Source organism: Dolichospermum sp. DET69 (genome assembly GCA_017355425.1).
Taxonomy (GTDB): domain Bacteria; phylum Cyanobacteriota; class Cyanobacteriia; order Cyanobacteriales; family Nostocaceae; genus Dolichospermum.
In genome coordinates this window covers 2,360,782-2,381,841 of the sequence record CP070233.1, presented here as the reverse complement: position 1 = coordinate 2,381,841, position 21,060 = coordinate 2,360,782, and the positions used below count along the sequence as shown (strand labels likewise).

The following is a 21,060-nucleotide window of genomic DNA, read 5'->3' as shown; positions in this document are numbered from 1 at the left end:
AAAGTAGTAAACAAGGTGCATAAGTATTGTAATACTACTTGTTGCCATAGCAATATTCACTTGCATAGGATACATCATAGCCCCCTCCTCGCGTGCGGGGAGGGGGTTGGGGGTGGGGTTCTTGTATTTCAATTGAAACCCCCTATATTTAGCTACATCATCCCCAACGCACCACGAGTTACACCTAATTGATTTTGTAGCTTCAATTCTCTCCAAAGTTGAGAACCGATAATTTCTCCTTGAAGTAGTTTCTGGTAACTATGTATTGTTTTTTGCACTTGTTCCGGTGTTTCATTCACAAATTCAATTCGCAAGTGCTGTAAACCTAAACTAATTAATCTTTGCACATATTCAGCCCCAGTTTGTGCCGTACTGTTATATACTGTATTTCTACATCCTGCGTCAGCTTTGAGAATGTGTTCACTACCTACCCTGTCTCTGATTGTGACTGCTTGCGTGTCGCAAGGTCTACCGCAATTAGTGTAATCTGTTCCTTCAGATAGAAAAGCGCAAAATACGCAGTGTTCCATGTGGAACATTGGTATATGTTGATGTATTGTCACTTCAAAGTTTTGCGGTGGATAATTTGTAATTAAAGCTTCAAGTTGGTTAATATTTAAGTCGTAAGATGCTGTTAATCGTTCTAAATTAAAGCGGGTTTTAAAGTAATCTGCTGTTAAAGGATTAGCTACATTTAAAGAAAAATCACCAATACATCTTTCTGTGGCAAAATATTCTAATTGGTCATAATTTCTAATTAAATAACCATCAGCTTGAGAATCTTTAACTTGTTTTAAAATCCAGGTTTCTCCGGGTTTTGTTATTCGTGGTGGTGCGACAAAAATACTGATTTCCTGTTCAGATTTTCGTACCATTTTTACTGCTTCTTTATAGTTGCGAGGATCTTCAAATTCGCAGTAGATTGTTTTGATATCTGCTGTCAATAATGCTTCTAATTGTGCAATGTTTCTAACTAAAACAATTAGGGAAGGAGAAGTTGGAATAGATGCTAATGTAGAAGTAATTAAATCTTGCCATTTTCCCTGATGATTTAATTCCCAAAGTTTGGGTCTGCTTCTTAATTCTTCTAATTGAGTGACTATTTCCCGACGCATTCGGTTTAATTCACTCACGGGTAACATAATATTACCGTTGAGATTATTTATAAAAGTGTCTAAATAGAAAGGTGTATTTCCTAACCGTCCAAATTGTTCTTTTAATCTTTCTGTAGAGAGGGGTTTTGTATGTGCTTCAGCTATGAATAGTTCTGATTCTACTTGAACTATATTCCAAGATTCATCACGCGATATAGCTATTAATTTTCCGCCAATTTCTCCATGCACTTCTATATTAATAGGTCTAGTAAATTGGGGATGTTCTCCCGTATAACTTTGACGAATTTGTTTATCGAGTTCTGGATCATTAGTTTTCCAAACTTTATCACCTATATGGATACTATGGAAATTTAAATCATTTCTGCCAAAAGTTAATATTGTCTCTTTACCATTGGGAATAACACCATATATTCTTCCTCCTTCTTCTTTGCTTTCAGGATGTCCACAATCAAAAACAATCCCGTCTCCCGGTTTAACAGGTGCTTCTAATTTTACGCTTATTTCTCCATTGTTAATCCTGGTAACTTCTCCTAAATAAACACCACGTTTTTTGCCAAATCGTGCATGAACTAACTCTTGATTATTAATTCCCTCAAACCAACCAGTATATAGTCCGCGAGAAAATGCCATTTCTAAATTGTATTGGTCTTTTTTATGAATAGAAAATGTTTGTAGAGACGTTCCATGGAACGTCTCTACATTTGTTTCCATAATTCTATTTAATGCTTGACGATAAACTTGAGTTACGTTAGCAACATATTCCGGTGCTTTCAAACGTCCTTCTATTTTTAAAGAAGTAACTCCAGATTTAACTAACTCTGGTAAAACTTCCAAACCAGCTAAATCTTGAGGACTTAATAAATATTTGCGATCGCCTAAATTGACAATTTCTCCATCTGCAATTAAATCATAAGGCATTCTGCAAGCTTGAGCGCATTCTCCCCGATTTGCAGAACGTCCTCCTAATGCTTCGCTGGTTAAACATTGTCCAGAATATGCGACGCACAAAGCACCGTGAACAAAAACTTCCAAAGGTAAGGAAGTATTTTTTTGAGATATTTGTTGCTGAATTTTATTAATTTCAGAAATTGAACATTCCCGCGCTAAAACGACCAATTGACATCCCAACGATTTGGCAAATTCTACCCCCGCAGCACTGGTAATAGTCATTTGAGTAGAAGCGTGAATAGGAAAGTCAGGGGAAAGATGCCGAATCAGCCGACAAATACCCACATCTTGAACGATGACAGCATCAACACCCGCAGAAATGATGGTTTTGAGGTATTGCTGTGCTTCTGTGAGTTCCTGGGGGAAAATCAGGGTATTTAGCGTGATATAACCTTTGACTCCGCGCAGGTGCAAGAATTCCATTAATTCCGGTAAATCTGCTGCTGTGAAATTCTCAGCCCGCATTCTCGCGTTAAACTTTTCTAAACCAAAATAAATCGCATCTGCACCGTTTTCTACTGCGGCTTGAGCGCATTCCCAGTTACCCGCAGGTGCTAGGAGTTCGGGGAGTTTGAGGGTAGGAGTGGAGATGCTTGTCATTTTGGTTAAGTCATGGTTATGTTCAGTCTATAAATTGTATCTAAATTGGTTTACTGTTGGTGGGGAAATAACGCAGCTATAAAATTTGATGAATACTCTCAACCACTTGCTCAATAAAATCTACTGCATCATTAACCATTGATTCATCTATATTCCAGCGACTACCTAAACCCAAAGAAGGATCTATATCTGCTTCATGAGCAATTTTATTTCTACGATCTACAATTAAACTTATTTGCTGCTTAACATCTTTAGCTGTTCTACCCATCTTATTAGCGACTTCATCCCACAATTTCTTATTTGATATCAACCTAATGGCTTCAGCAATTTTCTCTGGTTCTTGAAAACTTTTATAACTCAGACTTTCTCTAATTTCAGCTTCTAACCATGAATTATTATTTAATCTATTTAAAATAGTGTTGGAAATAATAGGAATTAAACTGGAAATATTATGAGACTGCTGTAAAAAATCATCTCCATAATTCTGCTGTATTTCACTCTCTATCCATGAACCAATATCTATAGTAACTTTTCTATCTTGATTAGCACTACCCAGCGAAACTTTAAATTTTGAAAACGCTGATTGATTTGTATTAGCCGTAGCTGCTGGTTCTGAGCGTGTTCCTCGATGTATTTCCAACATTCCCAATGTAACAACTTCATGGACATAATAATCCAAGGCGCTCACACTTAGCACTAGAGCAGATCGTAAAATATCTGAAATATCCAAAGCAGCAGTAGCTTGAGCTTTAACTGAATTATGAATAGAAATTAAATCACGAACACGCTGAATACTAATACGAAATTGCTCACACGCTGACTGCATAGGTAGATGATAGGGCAATAATTTTGTCTGCTAAATCTGAAAAAGTTTCTCTAAATTCTTCTTGCTTTTTTTGATTGGCTTCTAAAACTATACCGTGCTGGTCTAACTGTTCAGGTGTTAGGGCATAAATTGGTGTACAGTGTTCTTGTGATAAAGCAATTAAACTGTTAAAGTTAGAAATTTTTGTCATAGTAAAACTACCATTTATACCCTGTTGATTATAAACTTGATTAGGTAACAACAAGTTATTTTTTTCTAGCATTGGTTTTAGTGTTTTACTAACTGTATTTTCTATTTTTTCTATCCATGTTTGAAATGCTGTTGTTTCTTTACCTCTGATAATTCTATAGTTTTGAACTATAGTTCCTAAAAATTTCAAACTAAATTCAGGAAATGGATAGTTTGCTTCTTTTAATATAGGGTTTGCGCTTGCTTTTCTTGCCCAAGCACACCATTTTGGTAAAATTCTAGCCAGAGAATCTATTGCCATTACTGAAAAGAAATCAGCAGTTGTGGGTACTAAGAAAAAATCACTAATCATTAATAAATTTTGATTTATTGCTCCTAAACTGGGACTCATATCAATTAAAATGTAGTCAGCATTAAATTTATTAGCAGTTTTTTCTAAAAGATCAGAAATCGCACCTGGTAAGTTTTTAAGTGCATGAATTGATCCAGTAAGTTCTTGAGCTATACCTAATGTTACTTCGTATTCAGCAAAGCCCACATGACCAGGTAACAAAAATAGACCTTCTTGACCTTCTATCTGAATACAATCTACAGCTTCTATAGCCCGTGGTTGTGACTCAAAAGCAGGAGCTAAACCAGTCTTGATATTAGAATGTGTGTTGTAAATATTTTCTATTCTTGCTTCATCATCTTCAGTTTCTTCTTTCAGTGCTATTCCTGTAAGATTACATTGGGGGTCTGTATCTACAAGGATAACTCTCTTCCCCTTTGCAGCAAGCATCCAACCTAAATTAAAAGTAGTGGTCGTTTTGCTAACACCACCTTTGTGATTAAATAAGGCAATTTTTTGAACCATTGTCATAAGACCTCGCGGTATGCGGGAAACTCAGTCCCTTTAGGGCTGAGAGGGAAGCGACACGGGCGGTAATAAAGGCATTGAATCTTTTTTCATTACCGCCTTGGAGTTGGGAAATTCGGGGTACTGTTGTGATGTACTTTCAACGGGACAATTACCGATTCAAATTTCTCAACTCTGTACGCATAATGTGTTGCACGCGATGTGCCTCCCTTTCGGGGTGATGTTAGCTTCGACTGCGTTATAAGAGCTTGTTAGGCTTGCAACACTGTTCCAGTGACCTTACAACTGTTTAATCACAAGCGACAGAGCAGGGAACTAGCTACGCATTCCGGGGTGTCGTGACTCAAATAACGGCTACCCTGAGACTATGCTCAGGGTGGTCTGGTCAGTACAGCTTGTTTGATTTCTCTTGCAAGCTCAGTCCCTTTAGGGCTGGGTTACTGACATAATAATAGAGGTCTTTGTTAATAGCCTGTATTAATTATACTATTTTTTTATGAAATTGCGCTCAAGAAATTTGTTAATTATTTTTTAATTAAATCTCAAGTAGATTATATTTTTAACATATTTTAGCGATTACATATAAATATCTCCATATAAAATGATTATGAATAACCTGAAATTAATCTCACTTTCACCAGGTGTAAAAATATTTTAATCGAGAAAATAATTAATGATTTTTGTCCGCGATTTACATTTAATAGTCATATTATTTATGTTGGTGATACAGATGAAAAATTTGCATATTTTGATAAATCAGCTTTATGGAAATTAGGAATTAAAATTGATACTCATGGAAAAATGCCAGATATAATTATTCATTTCCAACTTCAAAACTGGTTAGTCCTCATTGAAGCTGTAACATCACATGGTCCAATTGATGCTAAACGTAAGACTGAACTGAAAACTTTATTTAAAAACTCTCAAATACCGCTTGTAATGGTGACAGCTTTTCTTAACCGTAAAGCAATGAAGGAGTATTTACCAGACATTTCTTGGGAGACTGATGTATGGGTAGCGGAAGATGCAACTCATTTAATTCACTTCAATGGTGAACATCTTTTACAACCTTATCAGTGATAGATAGGGCTTGCTGAAAGAAAGTAAGCCCTATTTAATCTTTTCCCATATTGACAAAAAAGGATTATTAAGAGCCTGGGTTTTAAAAGATTCTTCAAAATTATATAAATGATTATAGTTAGTATCATCTTGATCACTTACGCCATTAACCAATAAACCTAAGACATTACATTTAGAATTATTTAATATTTCTTTGGTACTCATAGCACTTTTAAAATCAAGGATACCAGGATTAGCAACTAGCAAAATACCATCTGTCATTTTGCCCAAAGTTAAAGCATCAGCCCCAACAAGTAATGGTGGAGCATCAATAATTATAAAATCATATTGAGTAGAAAATTCTTTAATTAGTGATGCCATCCGTTTAGAACCAAGCAAAGCTAAAGGATTAGGAGGTCTAACACCAGCAGTTAACAGGTCAAGATTATCCATAGGCTTACATACGGCAAGATTAAATTCAGCTTGAGAAACCAGGACTTCACTCAAGCCAACTAAACTATTCACTTGCCAGAGACGATGTTGTGAAGGAATCCGCATATCTGCATCAACTAATAATACTCGATATCCGAGTTGAGCTAGAACTGCTGATAAATTAGCTGCAACGGTAGATTTTCCTTCTTTTGCGACTGCGCTAGTAATAACAATAGTATTGAATAGCTTATCTGAACTTAACATTCTAAGATTAGCTTGAATCATTCTGTACATCTCACTTGATAAAGAGTAAGGTGCATCTCTGACGATAATCTCTTCTCGTTGTCCTTCTTTTCCTTGATGCCGCTTTTTCCCTTTTTTATTTGATAATGGAACTATCCCTAAAAAAGGATATTCAAATATATCTTTAACTTCCTGAAGTGTTTTTAAAGATTTATCACTAAGTTCAATTAGTAAAATAGTAGTCGTGGCAAAAAATGCCCCTAATGTTATAGCTGCTACTAAAATAATTAGCTTTTTGCCTGACGTTTGTTTTTGGGGAACTTCAGCCTGACTAATAATCCTAGCGTTGGCTGTGTTTTTATTTTGTGCTACCTGTAATTCTTGAGCCTTTTTTAAAATAGTTTCATAAGTAGATTGAGCAACGTCAAATTTTCGTTCTAAATCACGTTGATTTTCTACTAACAGGGGTATGATTTTACCTCTGCGTTGATGTACAGAAAGGGAATTATATAAAGAAGCAATTTTTTGAGTCAAACCAGTGCGTTGTATTTCTGCTTGCAGGAAACTTTGAATTAATTGTTGTTTAAGTTGTCCAATTTGTAATTGGTCTTCGGGAACTTGTGTTGCAGTACCAAGAGTTTTTTGAATTTGAGTTTGCAAGAGATTATTTAAGTTAGCTTTCTTGGATTCAAGACTGATAATTACTGGGTTATCATCGGAATAGCGACTACGTTCAATTGCTAATTGTTGGTCTATTTGTTGAAGTTGTGTCAGAATTCCTTGGACTGCGGGTGAATTATTTAGGGAACTGATAGCGATCGCTTGCTGAGAATTTAACGCTATTTTTTGGCGTAGTGTATTAGTTTGAGCATTAACATCCTCTAACTGTGATTTAACAGTATTAATCTCAGTTTCTAAATTGCCAATAATCGTAACGACTGATTTAGTTTCTTCTGCTAAATCTATAATCTTATTTTTCTGTTTAAATTTGCGTAATCTTACTTCAGTCAGATTAACGGCTGCTTGCACTTGAGGTAACTGCCTAGCCATAAATTTATAAGTTGTTTCTACTTCAGTACGATTTGTCTGAATATCATTTTCTAGATAAAGATTCATTACCGTATTCACTACTGCGGCTGCTTCTTTGGCATCAACGCTTTGATAACTTACTTTTAATACGTCTGTACCACCAATAATTTTCAAGGTCAGCAACTTTTTTAGATCTTCGACTTGTAGAACTTCACCTTTGTTGTTTTTGAGTTCCAGTTTGTTTATTGTTTGCTGTAACACAGGATGGGAAGAAATTACTTCTATCTCTGTACTAATAGGATTTTGAGTGGATACCAGAGATTTTAAATCTCCTGATCCTCCCTCAGAGCTACTAGATAAAAGATTATTACCTAAGACTTGAAAAGTGGGAAGTTTAAATAATAATTTACCTTCTGCTTCATAGGATGGCTTAAGACGGGTTGTAGCTAATGCACCAAGAACAACTGTAGCTACAAAAATACTAGCAGCCGGTATCCATTGCCGTTTGATCATCAACAGGTAACGATCCAAATCTAAATCAATATCTGCTCTAGATTCCATAGATATTTTGGACATAATTTTTTTTAATGTGTTAATTAACTAGGGTTTGCGGAATAAGTCTTTTCGTAAGGACTAGGAGTCACCGAGTCAGGAGTCAGGAGGAATAAGGAAGAATAAGCAAGAAGGAAGAGAAGGTTGGACAATTAGTCCTCAAATTTACGCGGTTATAGAAGAGTGAAAATGCAAGGGTTTTAAACATCTATTGTCAATAATCTTGCACTTGTTTGGTTATAAAACCCTGCAAACCTTTATCTATCAACCCTTTTGCTTTCTTTTATGCAAGCCCTAACTAACTAAATTTTGGCTATTTGAGCAGCGAGAAATAAATCAGTATTAGAGGATGTTTGATAGCTCGCGTGGCGTTAGCCATAAAGTCCTCTTATAGGTATTAAAAGTTTTAGATCCCTCTAAATCTCCCTTAAAAAGGGAGACTTTGATGACCGTTCCCCCTTTTTTAAGGGGGTTAGGGGGGATCTAAAACTAAATCCCCCTAAAAAGAGGAGACTTTGATGACCGTTCCCCCTTTTTTAAAGGGGGTTAGGGGGGATCTAAAAGTGCCTAAAGTCACAGCGAAACACTTTATGACAATACCACTTAAACTATCAAATAACCTCTTATCGTTGAGGGGCATGATCAAAAGCACGAGCGATCGCATTCCAAGCCAGTTTACGCCGCATTTGAGCATCTAATGGGAGAGGACGAACGGGAGTGCCATCACCTCTGGGTTCAAATTCACTTAGCCAAGAATAGCGATCGCTCAATCCCCAAGTAATCACAGCAATCACAGCTTTTTCATCCAAAACGGTTGCAAGATAATCTTCGTATACTCCAGCGACAATGTGATCACGGATCTCTATATCTACAGGCAGATTTTTATCTGTTACATCCATTTCCGTAATCATAATTTTTAAGCCCAAACTGGCCACATCCCGCAGAAATTGCCTGAGTTTTTCTGGGTTAAATTTATTTTTACCCCCTGGTGATAAGTGAGCTTGAATACCGAGAGCATGAATAGGAGTCCCTTGAGATTTCAAACCTGTTAACAACTTCAATACAGCATTCCTCTTAGCTTCATCCTTGGGCGTGTCGTAGTCTAAACCAAAATCATTATAAACTAACAATGCTTGAGGGTCAGCTACCAATGTGAGACGAAAAGCTAAGTCAATATAATTCGTACCTAAAGACTTCAACCAAGGACTGATTCGCAAACCATCATCCCTACCATCTTTGATTTCTATAGCTTCATTGACGACATCCCAGGAATGAATTTTGCCAGCATAACGTTTGACAAAGGTTTGAATGTGGTTTTGTAATAACTGTTCTGCATTTTCACTATTAACTGTCTCCTTAAACCATTTAGGTAAAGAATCATGCCAAACTAAAGTGTGACCACGCAAGAGAAGTTGGTGCGTGGCAGCAAAATTAGCTATCCAGTCAGCAGCACTAAAATCAAACCGATCAAATCCTGGACGCAGCAGTGCATTTCCCGCAGTCCACTTAAATTCCCATTCTGGGACGAACATTCGACAATTTTCGACTATAGCAGCTATATAAGCCGGATTGGATGTTAGATAGTTCTTGGTACTAGTTGTCCCATAAATCAGTCCTTTTTTAGCAGCACGTTCTTTTAAAGATAATCCCTGAGAAACTGTAAAATCTCTTTGAGGATGATCTAGTGCTTTTATCTTCTGATGACGATCAAAATCTCGACTTATTACTCCTGCACTGATAGCAGCTAAACTACTTAAGCCGAATAGAAAATTCCGTCTATTAGTTAATTTTAAAATTTTCCTCATTTGATGATTTATAGTTTTTTTGATTGATTGACAATTATCCCCTCATTAATTCGTTGTTTGAATACTCGATAAAGAAATAAAGGATTACCGACAACATAACGTTCCCAAAGACGAGTAGGTTCAGTAATTAAGCGGGTTAACCATTCCAAACCATTATCCGTCAACCAGCGTGGACCACGATACACGGAATCAGTATAAAAATCTAAACAAGCACCTAATGGTAAAAACACGCGAGTTTCAATTTTATTGAAGTTGTCCAAAATCCATTGTTCTTGTAATGGCATCCCGAAACCAATATATAAAACATCAGGTTTAAATTGATTAATTTTCTGAATTACTGCCTCATTTTCGCTGCCAGTTTTATCAAAATAACCGTGATGTCCTTCTATAGATAAATTAGGTGCGATCACTTGCATCTTTTTAATTGCTTTATCCGTTACTCCAGGTTCACCAGCCAGTAGAAATAGAGAAACATTTTTTTGCTCACAAGCAAGGGCTAAACTTTCTATATAATCGGGACAAGTCATGCGATGGATAGATTCTATCTCGTAACCCAAAATTCTTGCCCCCAGAATCACACCAATGCCATCGCAAAAGACTAAATCAGCATTATTCATGAAATTTCGATACCAAGGTAATTGACAAGCAAAGTTCATCCCTCGGACATTTACGTGTCCTATAATTGTTTTTTTTTTATCAATCTTGCCAACTTGTACGATGTAGTTAATTAAATCTTGTACTGTTAATTTATGAAACCTTGTATTTAAGACATTGATTTCGGGAAAATTTTGGATTGTCATAGAATTTGCAGAAATAAAATAGAAATACTTTACGCTTAATTGAGTTTATTAACTCAATATTAATTGATAAATTTCTGATAAAGAAACAAGATAATTTTTGACATCAAAAGACTTAACGCTATCCCTAGCATTTTTTCCTAATCTCTGTTTTAACTCTTGATCAGAAATCAAAGACTGCATTGCTGTTGATAATTTTTGAACATCCCCTGGTGGTACGAGCAAGCCATTTTGATTATTAATTACTAATTCTGGTATACCTCCAACTGGTGTAGTAATCACCGGCAATTGCCAACTCATAGCTTCCAGAAGTGCCATAGGTAAACCTTCATTATAGGAAGGTAATACAAAAACATCTGCTTTGTCCAAAAGTTCATCCCGTTGTTTTTCATTTACCCAATCCAAAATAGTAATGTATTCACTTAAATTTAGATTTGCAATTATATCCTTAGCTTTTTCTCCTTCTCCATCTCCTGCTATAATCAATGCTGCATTTTGTTTTTGTTCTAAAGGAAGATTAGCAAAAGCTGTAATTAAATCAAATGCTCCTTTGCGTTCTCCAATCCTACCCAGAAATAAAAAATTAACTTTTTGAGAGTTTATCCGTTGGGGAACTTCTACAGGGAATTTAACTGGATTAGGTAAAACAATAACTTGCTCTGGTTGCAAACTGAGATTTTCTATATAGAATTTTTTCCAACTATCTGATAAAACTATAAACCGAGTGGATTTGCAAAATATCCAACTTAATCCAAATTGAATAATTTGTGGTAAGTTGGCGTAAAAAACATGAAAATCAGCGCTATGAGTATGAAGAATTACAGGTTTACGTAGTAGCCAAGCAATCATAGTAGTCAATGCTTGACGAAAAGCACTACCTCGCTCAGAAACATGGATATGAACAAGATCAATTTTTTGATTTAAGAGTTGCCAAGATAATAATATTAAAGCTTTGATAAAGACTAATACTTTACGTATTGCCGATCCTTTTGGCAACGTAGGTATATGGCTAATTGTCATTTCTGCAAGAGCTTGTTTGATGATCAGTTTTTCCACTGAAACTATGCCACCTTGCCTATCTAAACTTTCCCCTAACATGATAATTCGCATTTTATCCATGGTTATTGATATTGATTTTATAGACAATTATTCATCAATTGATTGATAATTTAAGCTCGGATTTTTAACTAGCTCATTCAATTTTTGTGATACGGCGAAGGATGTACTAACATAAAGTATCCAGGTCAGACTGTTGGAAGCATATAAATTACTTTCAGTCAAGTTACTGATCACTAAAAAAGTTATATATAAAATCGGATATGTGTTAATAGATGTTTTACTGACACGCAACCAATGTAATCCTTGGACAATAGCGCGCCAAAGTCCTAAGACAAATAGCCCTAATCCTAAGAGACCTAAATCCAACCAAAGAGCCAGAAAGCCATTATGAGGGTGAGTTGGTGTCCATCCAGAAGCACGCCAAATGTAGGCAGCTTCACTATTCCATCCTCTCCAAAATCCACCATAACCATAACCAAGCCAAGGGTGTTTCCAAATCATCTCTATCACCAATGGCCACAAGTCTGTGCGACCAGTCAGGGTGGCATCTTTACCAATTGATGCGAAAAGAAGATTGGCATTGTTGATCAACCAAAAATAGAATAATTCACCTATAGTTATGATCATAGTTAGCACTGGTAGCATCACTAAATATGGCAGACGCACAGTTTGAGAAACAAAAAACATGAAGATGATGATGGCTAGATTAAGCAGAGATGAACTTGACGCGGACAGCAACATCAGCAGGACTGATAAAGCCAACCCTGCCCACATCAATAAACTGTGCTTTTTACTTTCATAACCCAGGATTAAAAAAAGTAAGCTACTGTAAACCATCCTCGCTCCTAGACCATTTTTGTGTAGAAATACTCCTCGCCACTTTCCTTGATGAATACTGCCCATGATACCATATTTTGGTAATGCTACGGCAAAAATAAAACTCAATACTACCATAATCACAAATGCCCAAGTCAATAATTCTAATTGCCTCTTTAAGGTGTAACGGGATGCTAAATAAAGCCCAAATAAGCTAGAACCGATCATAGTAATACTATCTTTTAATGTTGTTCCTGGCTCAAATGACCAAAGAATAGAAACAGCAGACAACAGAACTAAAGGAGTAATCCAACGATCTAGAGTCAGAAAATAAAAAGTCTTTCGCCAACGTAATACCAAGAGGAAAATAGTAACTATATAAAGTAATAAATTAATAATTTGGATTAAAGAGCTATCAAAGTCGACAAACTCATTTTCCTGCATTCCTCCCGATAGAATCAGCGTTAAAATTGCCCCTGAATAAATCATTACTGCTGCTACGGTAAATACTTGTTCACTAAAAATTAGTACCTTGTTCATAACTAAATTTTATCCAATTAAATATTACTTGTTTATAGCTTTATAATATACCTGTAGAGTCTGCTTGGCAATATTCGACCAGTTTAAATCCTGTTGGCATCGATCTAGAACTGCTATTTGCATCTGCTGTTGTAAATTGCGATCGCTTAACAAAAAAATAATGGCATCAGCTAAAGCCTGGGCATTCCGTGGTGGTACTAACAATCCATCTTTTTGATGTTTCACTATCTCACTTAATCCCCCCACATCAGCGGCAATAACTGGTGTTCCCATTCCGTAAGATAGGGTAACAACACCACTTTGGGATGCTTCAATATAGGGTAAAACCGAAATTGTGCTGCGTTGAAATAGTTCTACTACCTCTTCTGGAGGAATAAAGTCATTTAATAATTCAATTTGGTTACTGTCATAACCATTAGGGAAATATTCTTGAATGTTTTCCCCTCGTCCAGCAATAATTAACTTAACTTCAGGAATTTTGGCAGCAATTAATGGCATTGCTTCTATTAGATATTTCAACCCTTTGTAAGGCCAAATTCGGCCAAAAAATAGTAATGTATATGGCTCGCGTTCTTGAGTTTTTTGATGACTGCGCCGCTGATATAAACTACCAAGTTCCCCATGAGGTAAAACACTGACTTGATCTTGAGAAATCTGAAATTGTTGATGCAGAATATCTTTTAATTGCTGAGTATGCACAATTAATTGTTGGGAACGATAAAAAGCAATGCGCTTAGTATATTCTGAACCAAATACACTCTGGCGATCGCCTGGATGCCGAAATACATCATGAATGGTTGTCACCAATGGTGGCATTTTGTTGAACAATAAGGTCAAATCATACCAAGGATCATTGGTTTCTTGAACGTGCAGTACATCTGGCTGCACTTGTTTGATGATCCGCATCATGGTCGCCATAGATGAGATATTACCTAGCTCACGAATTCTTGGTTTAGGAAAGCTAATCACCCGGATATTGGGATTAAGAGCATCGCGGCATACATCAGAGACTTTTTCCGGGTGAATCAGGGTTAAATCAACATATTTAATGAGAGCATTCGCTAATTCAATGGTGTAGTCTTCAAAACAAAAATGTAGCAAGGCGATTTTCATAAAGATTTTTTCCGTATTTTATTTGATGCCAACTTATAAACCTGATATTGATGTTAATGTTTATTTCATCTGAATTATATTTCAATAGCTTCACCCTTTTTTCTGCAATCTTTTCCATACAGAATTAAATCCACCAGATTGGCGAATAGTAAGTAATCCTGCAAAAAATATATAAAAGCAAGTTGCTAAAATCATGGTTAATAAAAAGTTTAGGTAAATCTTTTTCAGAATTAAAAATACAATTAACATTAAACCGCTAATTAGTAGGGGACGACGAATAATTCGCCATAATTGTAAACTAAAAATGTATCTATACACTACATAAGTAAATATACTAAAATTAGTAATACTAAGAACTAAATTCATAGAAGCCGCACCTAATAAATTATATTTAGAAATCAAAACTACACCAGCTAAACCCCCGACAGTAGTAGTAATGAACACTTCTATGAGATTAAATCTCTCAAAACCATTTGCTAGTAGTAAATAGCTAAAAGTCCGAGAAAAACTAGATGTAATCAATGATAGAGAACTGATATGTAGAACTATTAATGCTTGTGCAAAGCTTTTATCACCATAGACAAATAATACTAATTCATCTCCAAAAAACAAAATTCCTAGCAAGAAAGGTAAACTCATACAAAGTAGTATTTCAATCACATTCTGTGCTGCTTCACGCTGCTTTTCTTTTCCTAAAGATACTGCTCTAGAAATACCAGGAAATGCTGCCAAATTTACACTAGTAGAAACAAGATAAAAAGGTTGTAGTAATTGTACAACAGCACCCAGAAGACCAATTAGCACTTCATTACCTAAAAGAGAGAGAATTAGTATATCCATTTTAATAGCGATAATTCCAATTGTCTCAATAGCAAAAAATGTCCGAGCTGATTTGATAGTTTCCCAGATAAAAGCTTGATTAATTTTCCATTTTAGCTGAATTATTTTTGTAAGTAAAAACCATTGAATAATGAAAATTAATGTTTCTGAAATTACAAAAATGATAGAAATATGTTGAATTCCATAGTGTAACTGTATTATCCAAATCATTGCCAATAAACGTAAGATATAAATTGGCACTGTAGAAATGGCAATTAAGTGCATTTTTTCTTGAGCTTGAAAAATTGCCTCCGTAATATTAGAAAGAGAAAATGGTATCACAGTTAAACCCATGATATAACAAATAGATGAAGTATCAGTATTATATGGCAGTATAAAAACTAAAATAACTAGTGCTATATAACCAATAATGCTAAAAACCAACTGCAATAAAGTACCATTTACCAAATAAACCGGTGTTGTCTCCGGATTGCAAGCTATTTCTCTGGTAAATAAAGTCTTAAAACCCTGAGAAAAAATATTAACAAAAATGTAGTAATAGCTGAATGCCAGTAGGTATTGACCCAATGCATAAGCTCCTAGAGAACGAGCTATAGCAGCAGTGATAGCAAAGCTAACAATCCCTTGGGCTACCCTATTGACTAACATTGATATAGAGTTGATTGCTAGTTTGCGTTGTTCTGACATTGGTAATTAAGATGATTTGAATAAATAGCTAGAAATCATGAAAAAAGATAAATTTCGCTTTGATTCTGTACACTTACTTACTAAGTAATTGTACAGAATTATTTACTTTATTTCTGAGCAACTAAGAAGATATTGTCTGCGAACAAATAAATTTTCCTCAGAAATTTACTCAAAGAACGGCGCTGTTTTTTGCTCTTAATTACCAAAAGCAAATTTTCCATAATTAACATCAAATGGAAGTAAAAAATACCAACCTTTCGGATTTTTTTTTCATTTCCCAACCCTAGTTTTGATAAAAATTTCCTAAGTTTACCAGGCACGGCACTATAAATACTTTTAAATCCAGCAAGTTTTAAAGATTGGTGCAATTCATGATATGTATATTCCTTAAGATGCATACACTGAGGATAATCGTATCCAAAAACCACGGATAAATCATGGGGACCTGTATGACAATGAGGTGTAGTAAAAATATAACTACCCTGTTGATTAAGAATTTGATAGACGCTCTGAAAATGGGTATTTAGATCATTGGGGTGAAAGTGTTCAATTACTTGATTAGAAACGACGAAATCATAAAAATCCGTTGGTTCAAATTGATCTAAATGTACGCCGTCGGAGTTACCCCAAGACAAGTTATTTGATGAATCAGTTATATGTTTTGAACCACGTTCCTTGGTGATTTCTGTAGCCTTACATTCAAACCCACATTTAGCGAAATATTCTATCATCTCTCCCTTGCCAGAACCGACCTCATAAATTTTCTTGGGTGGAGAGACTAGGATTCCTAACCAGGTTTCATATTGATTGAGATGTTGTGTATTTTCTACAGAAAAGTTGTTTAGCCATTCTAAGTCACTATAAAGAGTCGTATAGGATTTTTCAAATACTTCCCAGCGATTTTCTGGAGTTGATTCCCAAAGGTTTTTTACCAAATTTTTTTCTAACTCCCAGTGATTACGTATCATTTCTTCGGTTATTTCCGCAGCAGCAGGGATACGATAGTTATGCTTGTAAAGAGTTATCAGTTCCTGTCCTCTGGGTTCCATATCTGACTCCTTTTATCCTTTTTTAATGGGTGAATAATTTGCAATCGCTAAAACCAAAAAATTAGTTTTTTTTTATATCATAGTGTAACATTTATTGTTTTGAGTCCGATTATAACCGTTCTAGGCAAGATTTCAATTTTTTAGCCAATACTCGAACATGAGGTTCTCTCAAGATACTAGAGTGATCGCCAGAAATAGAATGAATTTCTACATCTCCAGTTACTAATTCGCTCCAACCTATGAAGATGACTGAATATCCTGAAAATTTTTAGTCTACTTTAGTAGACTTTGGTTATTAGCCCTGAACTGAAGTTCAGGGCGGGTGTGGAAGCCAACAAATCAGCCATTTTTAGCTTAAGTTGACACCAATGAGTGATTCCAAACCTCTACACATATAGTTTTTCGTAATCAGCTAATAATTGTTGTTTTTTAATACGCTCCTTCCTTATTCAAAACTACCTGTACAGTCTTCAACAAAATCTGAAAATCCAACCACAGTGACCAATTCTCAATATATCTGAGGTCAAGATTTATGACTTCATCAAAGTCTAAAATATCAGAACGTCCTGAAACTTGCCACATCCCAGTGACTCCTGGTAATACTTCTTGACGGATAAAATGACTTTGGGAAAATTTCTCTACATCTCTAATCGGTAAAGGACGAGGACCAACTAGACTCATTTCTCCCAAAACAACATTAAATAGTTGAGGTAACTCGTCTAGGCTATAACGACGGAGAAATTTGCCTATACGAGTCACGCGAGGATCATCTTTGATTTTAAATAAAACGCCATCTTTTGTTTCATTTAATGCTTCTAATTCTTTTTGCATTTTGTCAGCATCAGTTCTCATAGTACGGAATTTCCAAACTTGAAATTTCGCACCATGTAATCCTATGCGAGTCTGTTGATAAAATACTGAACCTGGAGAGTCTAATCTGATAGCAATAGCAATGGCTAGATATATAGGAAAAGTGAAGATTAGAAATAAAGTTGCAAAGCAAATATCAAAAATACGCTTAGTCCAGAAATCTTTACCAATAATTAATGGACAGGTAAAACTTAAACAATTCATGCCTCCGACGTTGTTTATTTCCACATCTCGATAAATTGCTTTAAGTTCTACAGGCAAAAGATGTACTGTAATCCCTGATGATTGAAATAACCAACATAGAAACATTCTATTTCGGATAGCATCCCAAGAAACAAAAACTTCTGTGACTCCAAGTTGATTGAGTTTCTCTAAAGTTTTTTGGCGATTATTTCTATCAAGGGATTTAGCATTATCACTTCCCGCTATAGTGTAACGATTTTCTTGTTTGATAAAGCTAAAAACTTGTTCTTTATCTTGGGAGTTACAAATTATAAAAACTGGATTACAAGCAATATTTTGTTTCTGTACCAGATACTTACTGATGTTTATTACCAATCTACCGGCACAAATTAAAACTGTACTTAACAGCCAGAAAAATATTAATGTTGATTGTGTAATATCTTCAATTGGTTCATATAAAAAGCAGTACATTAATATCACACAATGAGCAAAAAATAGTGTTTTTATAATGTTTCCATAGTTATGCTGCCGTTCACGTAATTCATAATTACCTTGAACATAGAGTGATGCTATTTGAATAAAAATAGCTATCAACATAGATGAATATTCGTACTGTCCCAGCCAAGGTAAACGATATTCAACTAATATCCAACTGATTAATAAAAGAGCAATATCTACTGAAAAAAGTATTAGTAATCGCAGCCACCATTTTCCTTTACTGATTATAGCGTAGCTAGGTGCGCGTAGATCTAACTTAGCTTCATTGAAGCTATTGCTGAGTAAGTTCCGATTATTTATGGCAAAGTCTTTCATAAGAATACCTGGTAAGTGGGAAACTCAGCGGCTAAAGCCGGTGAGAGGGAAACGACACGGGCGGTAATACAGCGGTTCTTGATTGAGTGAGGTACATCAACCCCACCCCCAACCCGCTCTTCGAGAGGGGGCTATGATGTACCTCATAACAGCAGGAAATGCTGTAAAGGCTTTGAATCTTTTTTCATTATTTTCCTCGTTTAAAAAAGAATGTAATTTTCCGGAACAGGTGAAGATCAAGTTGGATACTGTGATTATAAAGACATTATGACCAGCTTAGAGCGTGATAAATTCAGTCACTAATGGGTTGAAAAACAGATAAAGAAGGAGTCAGGAGTCACCGAGTCAGGAGTCAGAATCAATCAGTCGGGGATTCAGACTCACAACTGAATTGTTGCACCACCAAATTGTAGATTTTGTGGGGGTCTTAAACCCGTTTATTCATCCGCCACTCGCACAGAATTCATTCTGAATTCTGACTCCTGAATTCTGTTCGATAAAAATGATCCTTATGTTCAACCATTCCAGAAAAAATTGACCGATAATAGGAGTCACCGAGTCAGGAGGAATAAAGAGGAGGAGGAAGAAGGAAGAGAAGGTTGGACAATTAGTCCTCAAATTTACGCGATTATTTTTGATGAAAATGCCAAGGTTTTAAACATCTATTGTCAATAATCTTGCACTTGTTTGGTTATAAAACCATGCAAACCTTTATCTATTAACTCTTTCACTTTCTTTTTTGCAAACCCTAAATATGATGACTAGATTGAGGACAATGTACTTTCTCCGACAAAAGAATTTACTTCATACTTTTTCTTTGCTATTACACTTAACTTTATACTTCTTATTACTATTATAGGACTTACGCGTTCTGTCAAGTATTTTCTTTATGCCCTCTGTTAAGTATTTCATTTACTAAGTTAGTTAATAATTTGTAAAAATAATGTGGTAATCTTTAGTTAGCAAAAATAATTGTTATGAGTTAAATTGCTGTCAGTACATGACAGTAATTAGTAAAAAATCTCACAGAAGAATGCTGTCAAGATTTGAATAAAAATACATTTACAATCAGAAAACTTGAATTCACTATACTTTTCCTCGATAGCCACAAAATCAGCTTAATGTATTTACGTATAAATTTATATATCAATACATAAATTTGTTACTTCATAAAAATATCATAAATATGTAATATTTATGCTAATAAATTAGTTAGTATATTCAATATAGTTCTTAGTATAAATTCAACTCATACATTTAAGTATTGCATTATTCAGTAGACAATTTTTATATAATCCTTATATTATCTTTATACAATCAATATCTTAGCTAATTTATGAGGATTAAACGGCTGTAGAAGCATAGTTAATTGGCATAGTAGTTTTGACATAGGGAATGGGATGAATTACACTACGATCGCAAATTCATAAAAGTATTTGAGTCCATGCAACCGACTCGCGTTATTGGTTTAATGAGCGGTACGTCTGTAGATGGGATAGATACCGCTTTAGTCGAAATTTCTGGTCGAGAGTGGGATCTGAAGGTGGAATTACTAGCAGGGGAAACATATCCCTACCCCTCTCAACTCCGAGAACAAATTTTGGAGATTGGGGCTGGTACTGCTGTATCAATGGCAGATTTAGCCGCAATAGATGATGCGATCGCTCGGAATTTTGCCCAAGCTGCTCAACATATTCAAGTTAGTCATCAGGGAGCTACTCTCATTGGTTCTCATGGTCAAACTGTTTACCATCGCCCACCCCAGCACGGAGAAGAACTAGGTTATAGTTTCCAGCTAGGACGGGGGGCGTTGATTGCCCATCTAACTGGTATTACTACTGTGAGTAATTTCCGAACAGCAGATATAGCTGCTCACGGTCATGGTGCGCCCCTTGTTCCGAAAGTAGATGCCTATTTACTGAGTCATCCCCACCAAGAACGTTGTATTCAAAATATTGGAGGTATTGGGAATGTCACTTATCTCCCCGTCCAGAGTGATCATTGGTTGTCGCAAATTCGCGGTTGGGATACAGGTCCGGGGAATAGCCTATTAGATTTAGCCGTACAGTATTTTACCAATGGGACTAAAAGCTATGATGAAAACGGTGATTGGGCCGCCAGTGGTACACCATGTTACCCATTGGTAGAACAATGGCTAAATCACGAATATTTCCACTTACCACCGCCTAAATCTACTGGACGTGAGTTATTTGGTCTTGCTTACTTGCATGATTGTTTGCAGGATGCCCAGCCCTACCAACTCAACTCCGCAGATTTTTTAGCAACTCTTACAGAATTAACAGCGGCTTCTATTGTCCATAGTTATGACAGTTTTCTAGTCAAAAGACCAGATGAAGTAATATTATGTGGTGGTGGTAGTCGCAATCTTTACTTAAAAAATCGGCTTGAGTTATTGTTGGCAACCGTTCCAGTTCTTACTACCGATGAGTTTGGCGTAAGTGCCGCATTTAAAGAAGCGATCGCCTTTGCAGTTTTAGCATACTGGCGCAATATAGGTATTCCTGGTAACTTACCCGCAGTTACAGGCGCATCTAAAGAAATGCTTTTAGGAGAAATTCACGGTAACTATAGCTGATTAAAACTATATTCTCCCGGTTCTTTTTCTGGAAAGACTA

The 21,060-nt window shown here is 35.7% G+C and carries 15 protein-coding genes; 3 read left to right on the top strand and 12 right to left on the bottom strand.

All coding sequences use genetic code 11. The features are described 5' to 3' along the window. Positions 1 to 152: 152 nt before the first annotated feature. The 3 genes from EZY12_10910 to EZY12_10900 all read right to left on the bottom strand — a co-directional run bounded on the left by EZY12_10910 (position 153) and on the right by EZY12_10900 (position 4,540). Positions 153 to 2,663: a U32 family peptidase gene (locus EZY12_10910; GenBank protein QSX70025.1), complete on the bottom strand. Its 2,511-nt coding sequence runs from the start codon at positions 2,661 to 2,663 to the stop codon at positions 153 to 155. A 76-nt stretch (positions 2,664 to 2,739) separates the two neighbouring features. Beyond that, complete coding sequence (locus tag EZY12_10905) at positions 2,740 to 3,489, bottom strand: hypothetical protein (GenBank protein QSX70024.1); 750 nt, start codon at positions 3,487 to 3,489, stop codon at positions 2,740 to 2,742. Further along, positions 3,473 to 4,540 carry an AAA family ATPase gene (locus EZY12_10900; protein ID QSX70023.1) on the bottom strand — a complete coding sequence of 356 codons (1,068 nt, stop codon included), beginning with the start codon at positions 4,538 to 4,540 and terminating at the stop codon, positions 3,473 to 3,475. Before EZY12_10900 ends, EZY12_10905 begins: the two co-directional genes overlap by 17 nt. Before the next feature lie 618 nt (positions 4,541 to 5,158). Here EZY12_10900 and EZY12_10895 point away from each other — a divergent pair. Further along, positions 5,159 to 5,617 carry a hypothetical protein gene (locus tag EZY12_10895; GenBank protein ID QSX70629.1) on the top strand — a complete coding sequence of 153 codons (459 nt, stop codon included), beginning with the start codon at positions 5,159 to 5,161 and terminating at the stop codon, positions 5,615 to 5,617. 30 nt (positions 5,618 to 5,647) lie between these two features. On the opposite strand, the gene EZY12_10890 is transcribed toward EZY12_10895, so the two are convergent. From EZY12_10890 to EZY12_10850, 9 genes are all read right to left on the bottom strand, one after another. Continuing rightward, positions 5,648 to 7,876, bottom strand: coding sequence for a polysaccharide biosynthesis tyrosine autokinase (locus EZY12_10890; protein QSX70022.1), 2,229 nt, complete (start codon positions 7,874 to 7,876; stop codon positions 5,648 to 5,650). Between the two features lie 599 nt (positions 7,877 to 8,475). After that, on the bottom strand, positions 8,476 to 9,657 hold the full coding sequence (locus EZY12_10885) for an endo-1,4-beta-xylanase (protein ID QSX70021.1): 1,182 nt from the start codon (positions 9,655 to 9,657) through the stop codon (positions 8,476 to 8,478). Between the two features lie 8 nt (positions 9,658 to 9,665). Then, entirely contained in the window at positions 9,666 to 10,457 is a 792-nt protein-coding gene (locus EZY12_10880) for a WecB/TagA/CpsF family glycosyltransferase (GenBank protein ID QSX70020.1), read from the bottom strand. A gap of 48 nt (positions 10,458 to 10,505) precedes the next feature. Continuing rightward, the gene (locus tag EZY12_10875; protein QSX70019.1) at positions 10,506 to 11,573 is read right to left on the bottom strand and encodes a glycosyltransferase family 4 protein; all 1,068 of its coding nucleotides are present in this window, start codon (positions 11,571 to 11,573) and stop codon (positions 10,506 to 10,508) included. A 27-nt stretch (positions 11,574 to 11,600) separates the two neighbouring features. Next, entirely contained in the window at positions 11,601 to 12,869 is a 1,269-nt protein-coding gene (locus EZY12_10870; protein QSX70018.1) for an O-antigen ligase family protein, read from the bottom strand. Positions 12,870 to 12,893: 24 nt separating this feature from the next. Then, positions 12,894 to 13,982 carry a glycosyltransferase family 4 protein gene (locus EZY12_10865; protein ID QSX70017.1) on the bottom strand — a complete coding sequence of 363 codons (1,089 nt, stop codon included), beginning with the start codon at positions 13,980 to 13,982 and terminating at the stop codon, positions 12,894 to 12,896. A gap of 90 nt (positions 13,983 to 14,072) precedes the next feature. Continuing rightward, positions 14,073 to 15,470: a polysaccharide biosynthesis C-terminal domain-containing protein gene (locus EZY12_10860; protein QSX70628.1), complete on the bottom strand. Its 1,398-nt coding sequence runs from the start codon at positions 15,468 to 15,470 to the stop codon at positions 14,073 to 14,075. A 146-nt stretch (positions 15,471 to 15,616) separates the two neighbouring features. Beyond that, positions 15,617 to 16,558, bottom strand: a complete 942-nt coding sequence (locus EZY12_10855) for a methyltransferase domain-containing protein (GenBank protein QSX70016.1) — start codon at positions 16,556 to 16,558, stop codon at positions 15,617 to 15,619. A gap of 429 nt (positions 16,559 to 16,987) precedes the next feature. Then, the gene (locus EZY12_10850; protein ID QSX70015.1) at positions 16,988 to 18,424 is read right to left on the bottom strand and encodes a sugar transferase; all 1,437 of its coding nucleotides are present in this window, start codon (positions 18,422 to 18,424) and stop codon (positions 16,988 to 16,990) included. Between the two features lie 534 nt (positions 18,425 to 18,958). Between EZY12_10850 and EZY12_10845 the strand changes: the two genes are divergently transcribed. Together EZY12_10845 and EZY12_10840 are read left to right on the top strand one after the other, a co-directional pair. After that, positions 18,959 to 19,099, top strand: a complete 141-nt coding sequence (locus EZY12_10845) for a hypothetical protein (protein QSX70014.1) — start codon at positions 18,959 to 18,961, stop codon at positions 19,097 to 19,099. Positions 19,100 to 19,868: 769 nt separating this feature from the next. Then, positions 19,869 to 21,020, top strand: coding sequence for an anhydro-N-acetylmuramic acid kinase (locus tag EZY12_10840; GenBank protein ID QSX70013.1), 1,152 nt, complete (start codon positions 19,869 to 19,871; stop codon positions 21,018 to 21,020). Positions 21,021 to 21,060 lie beyond the last annotated feature (40 nt).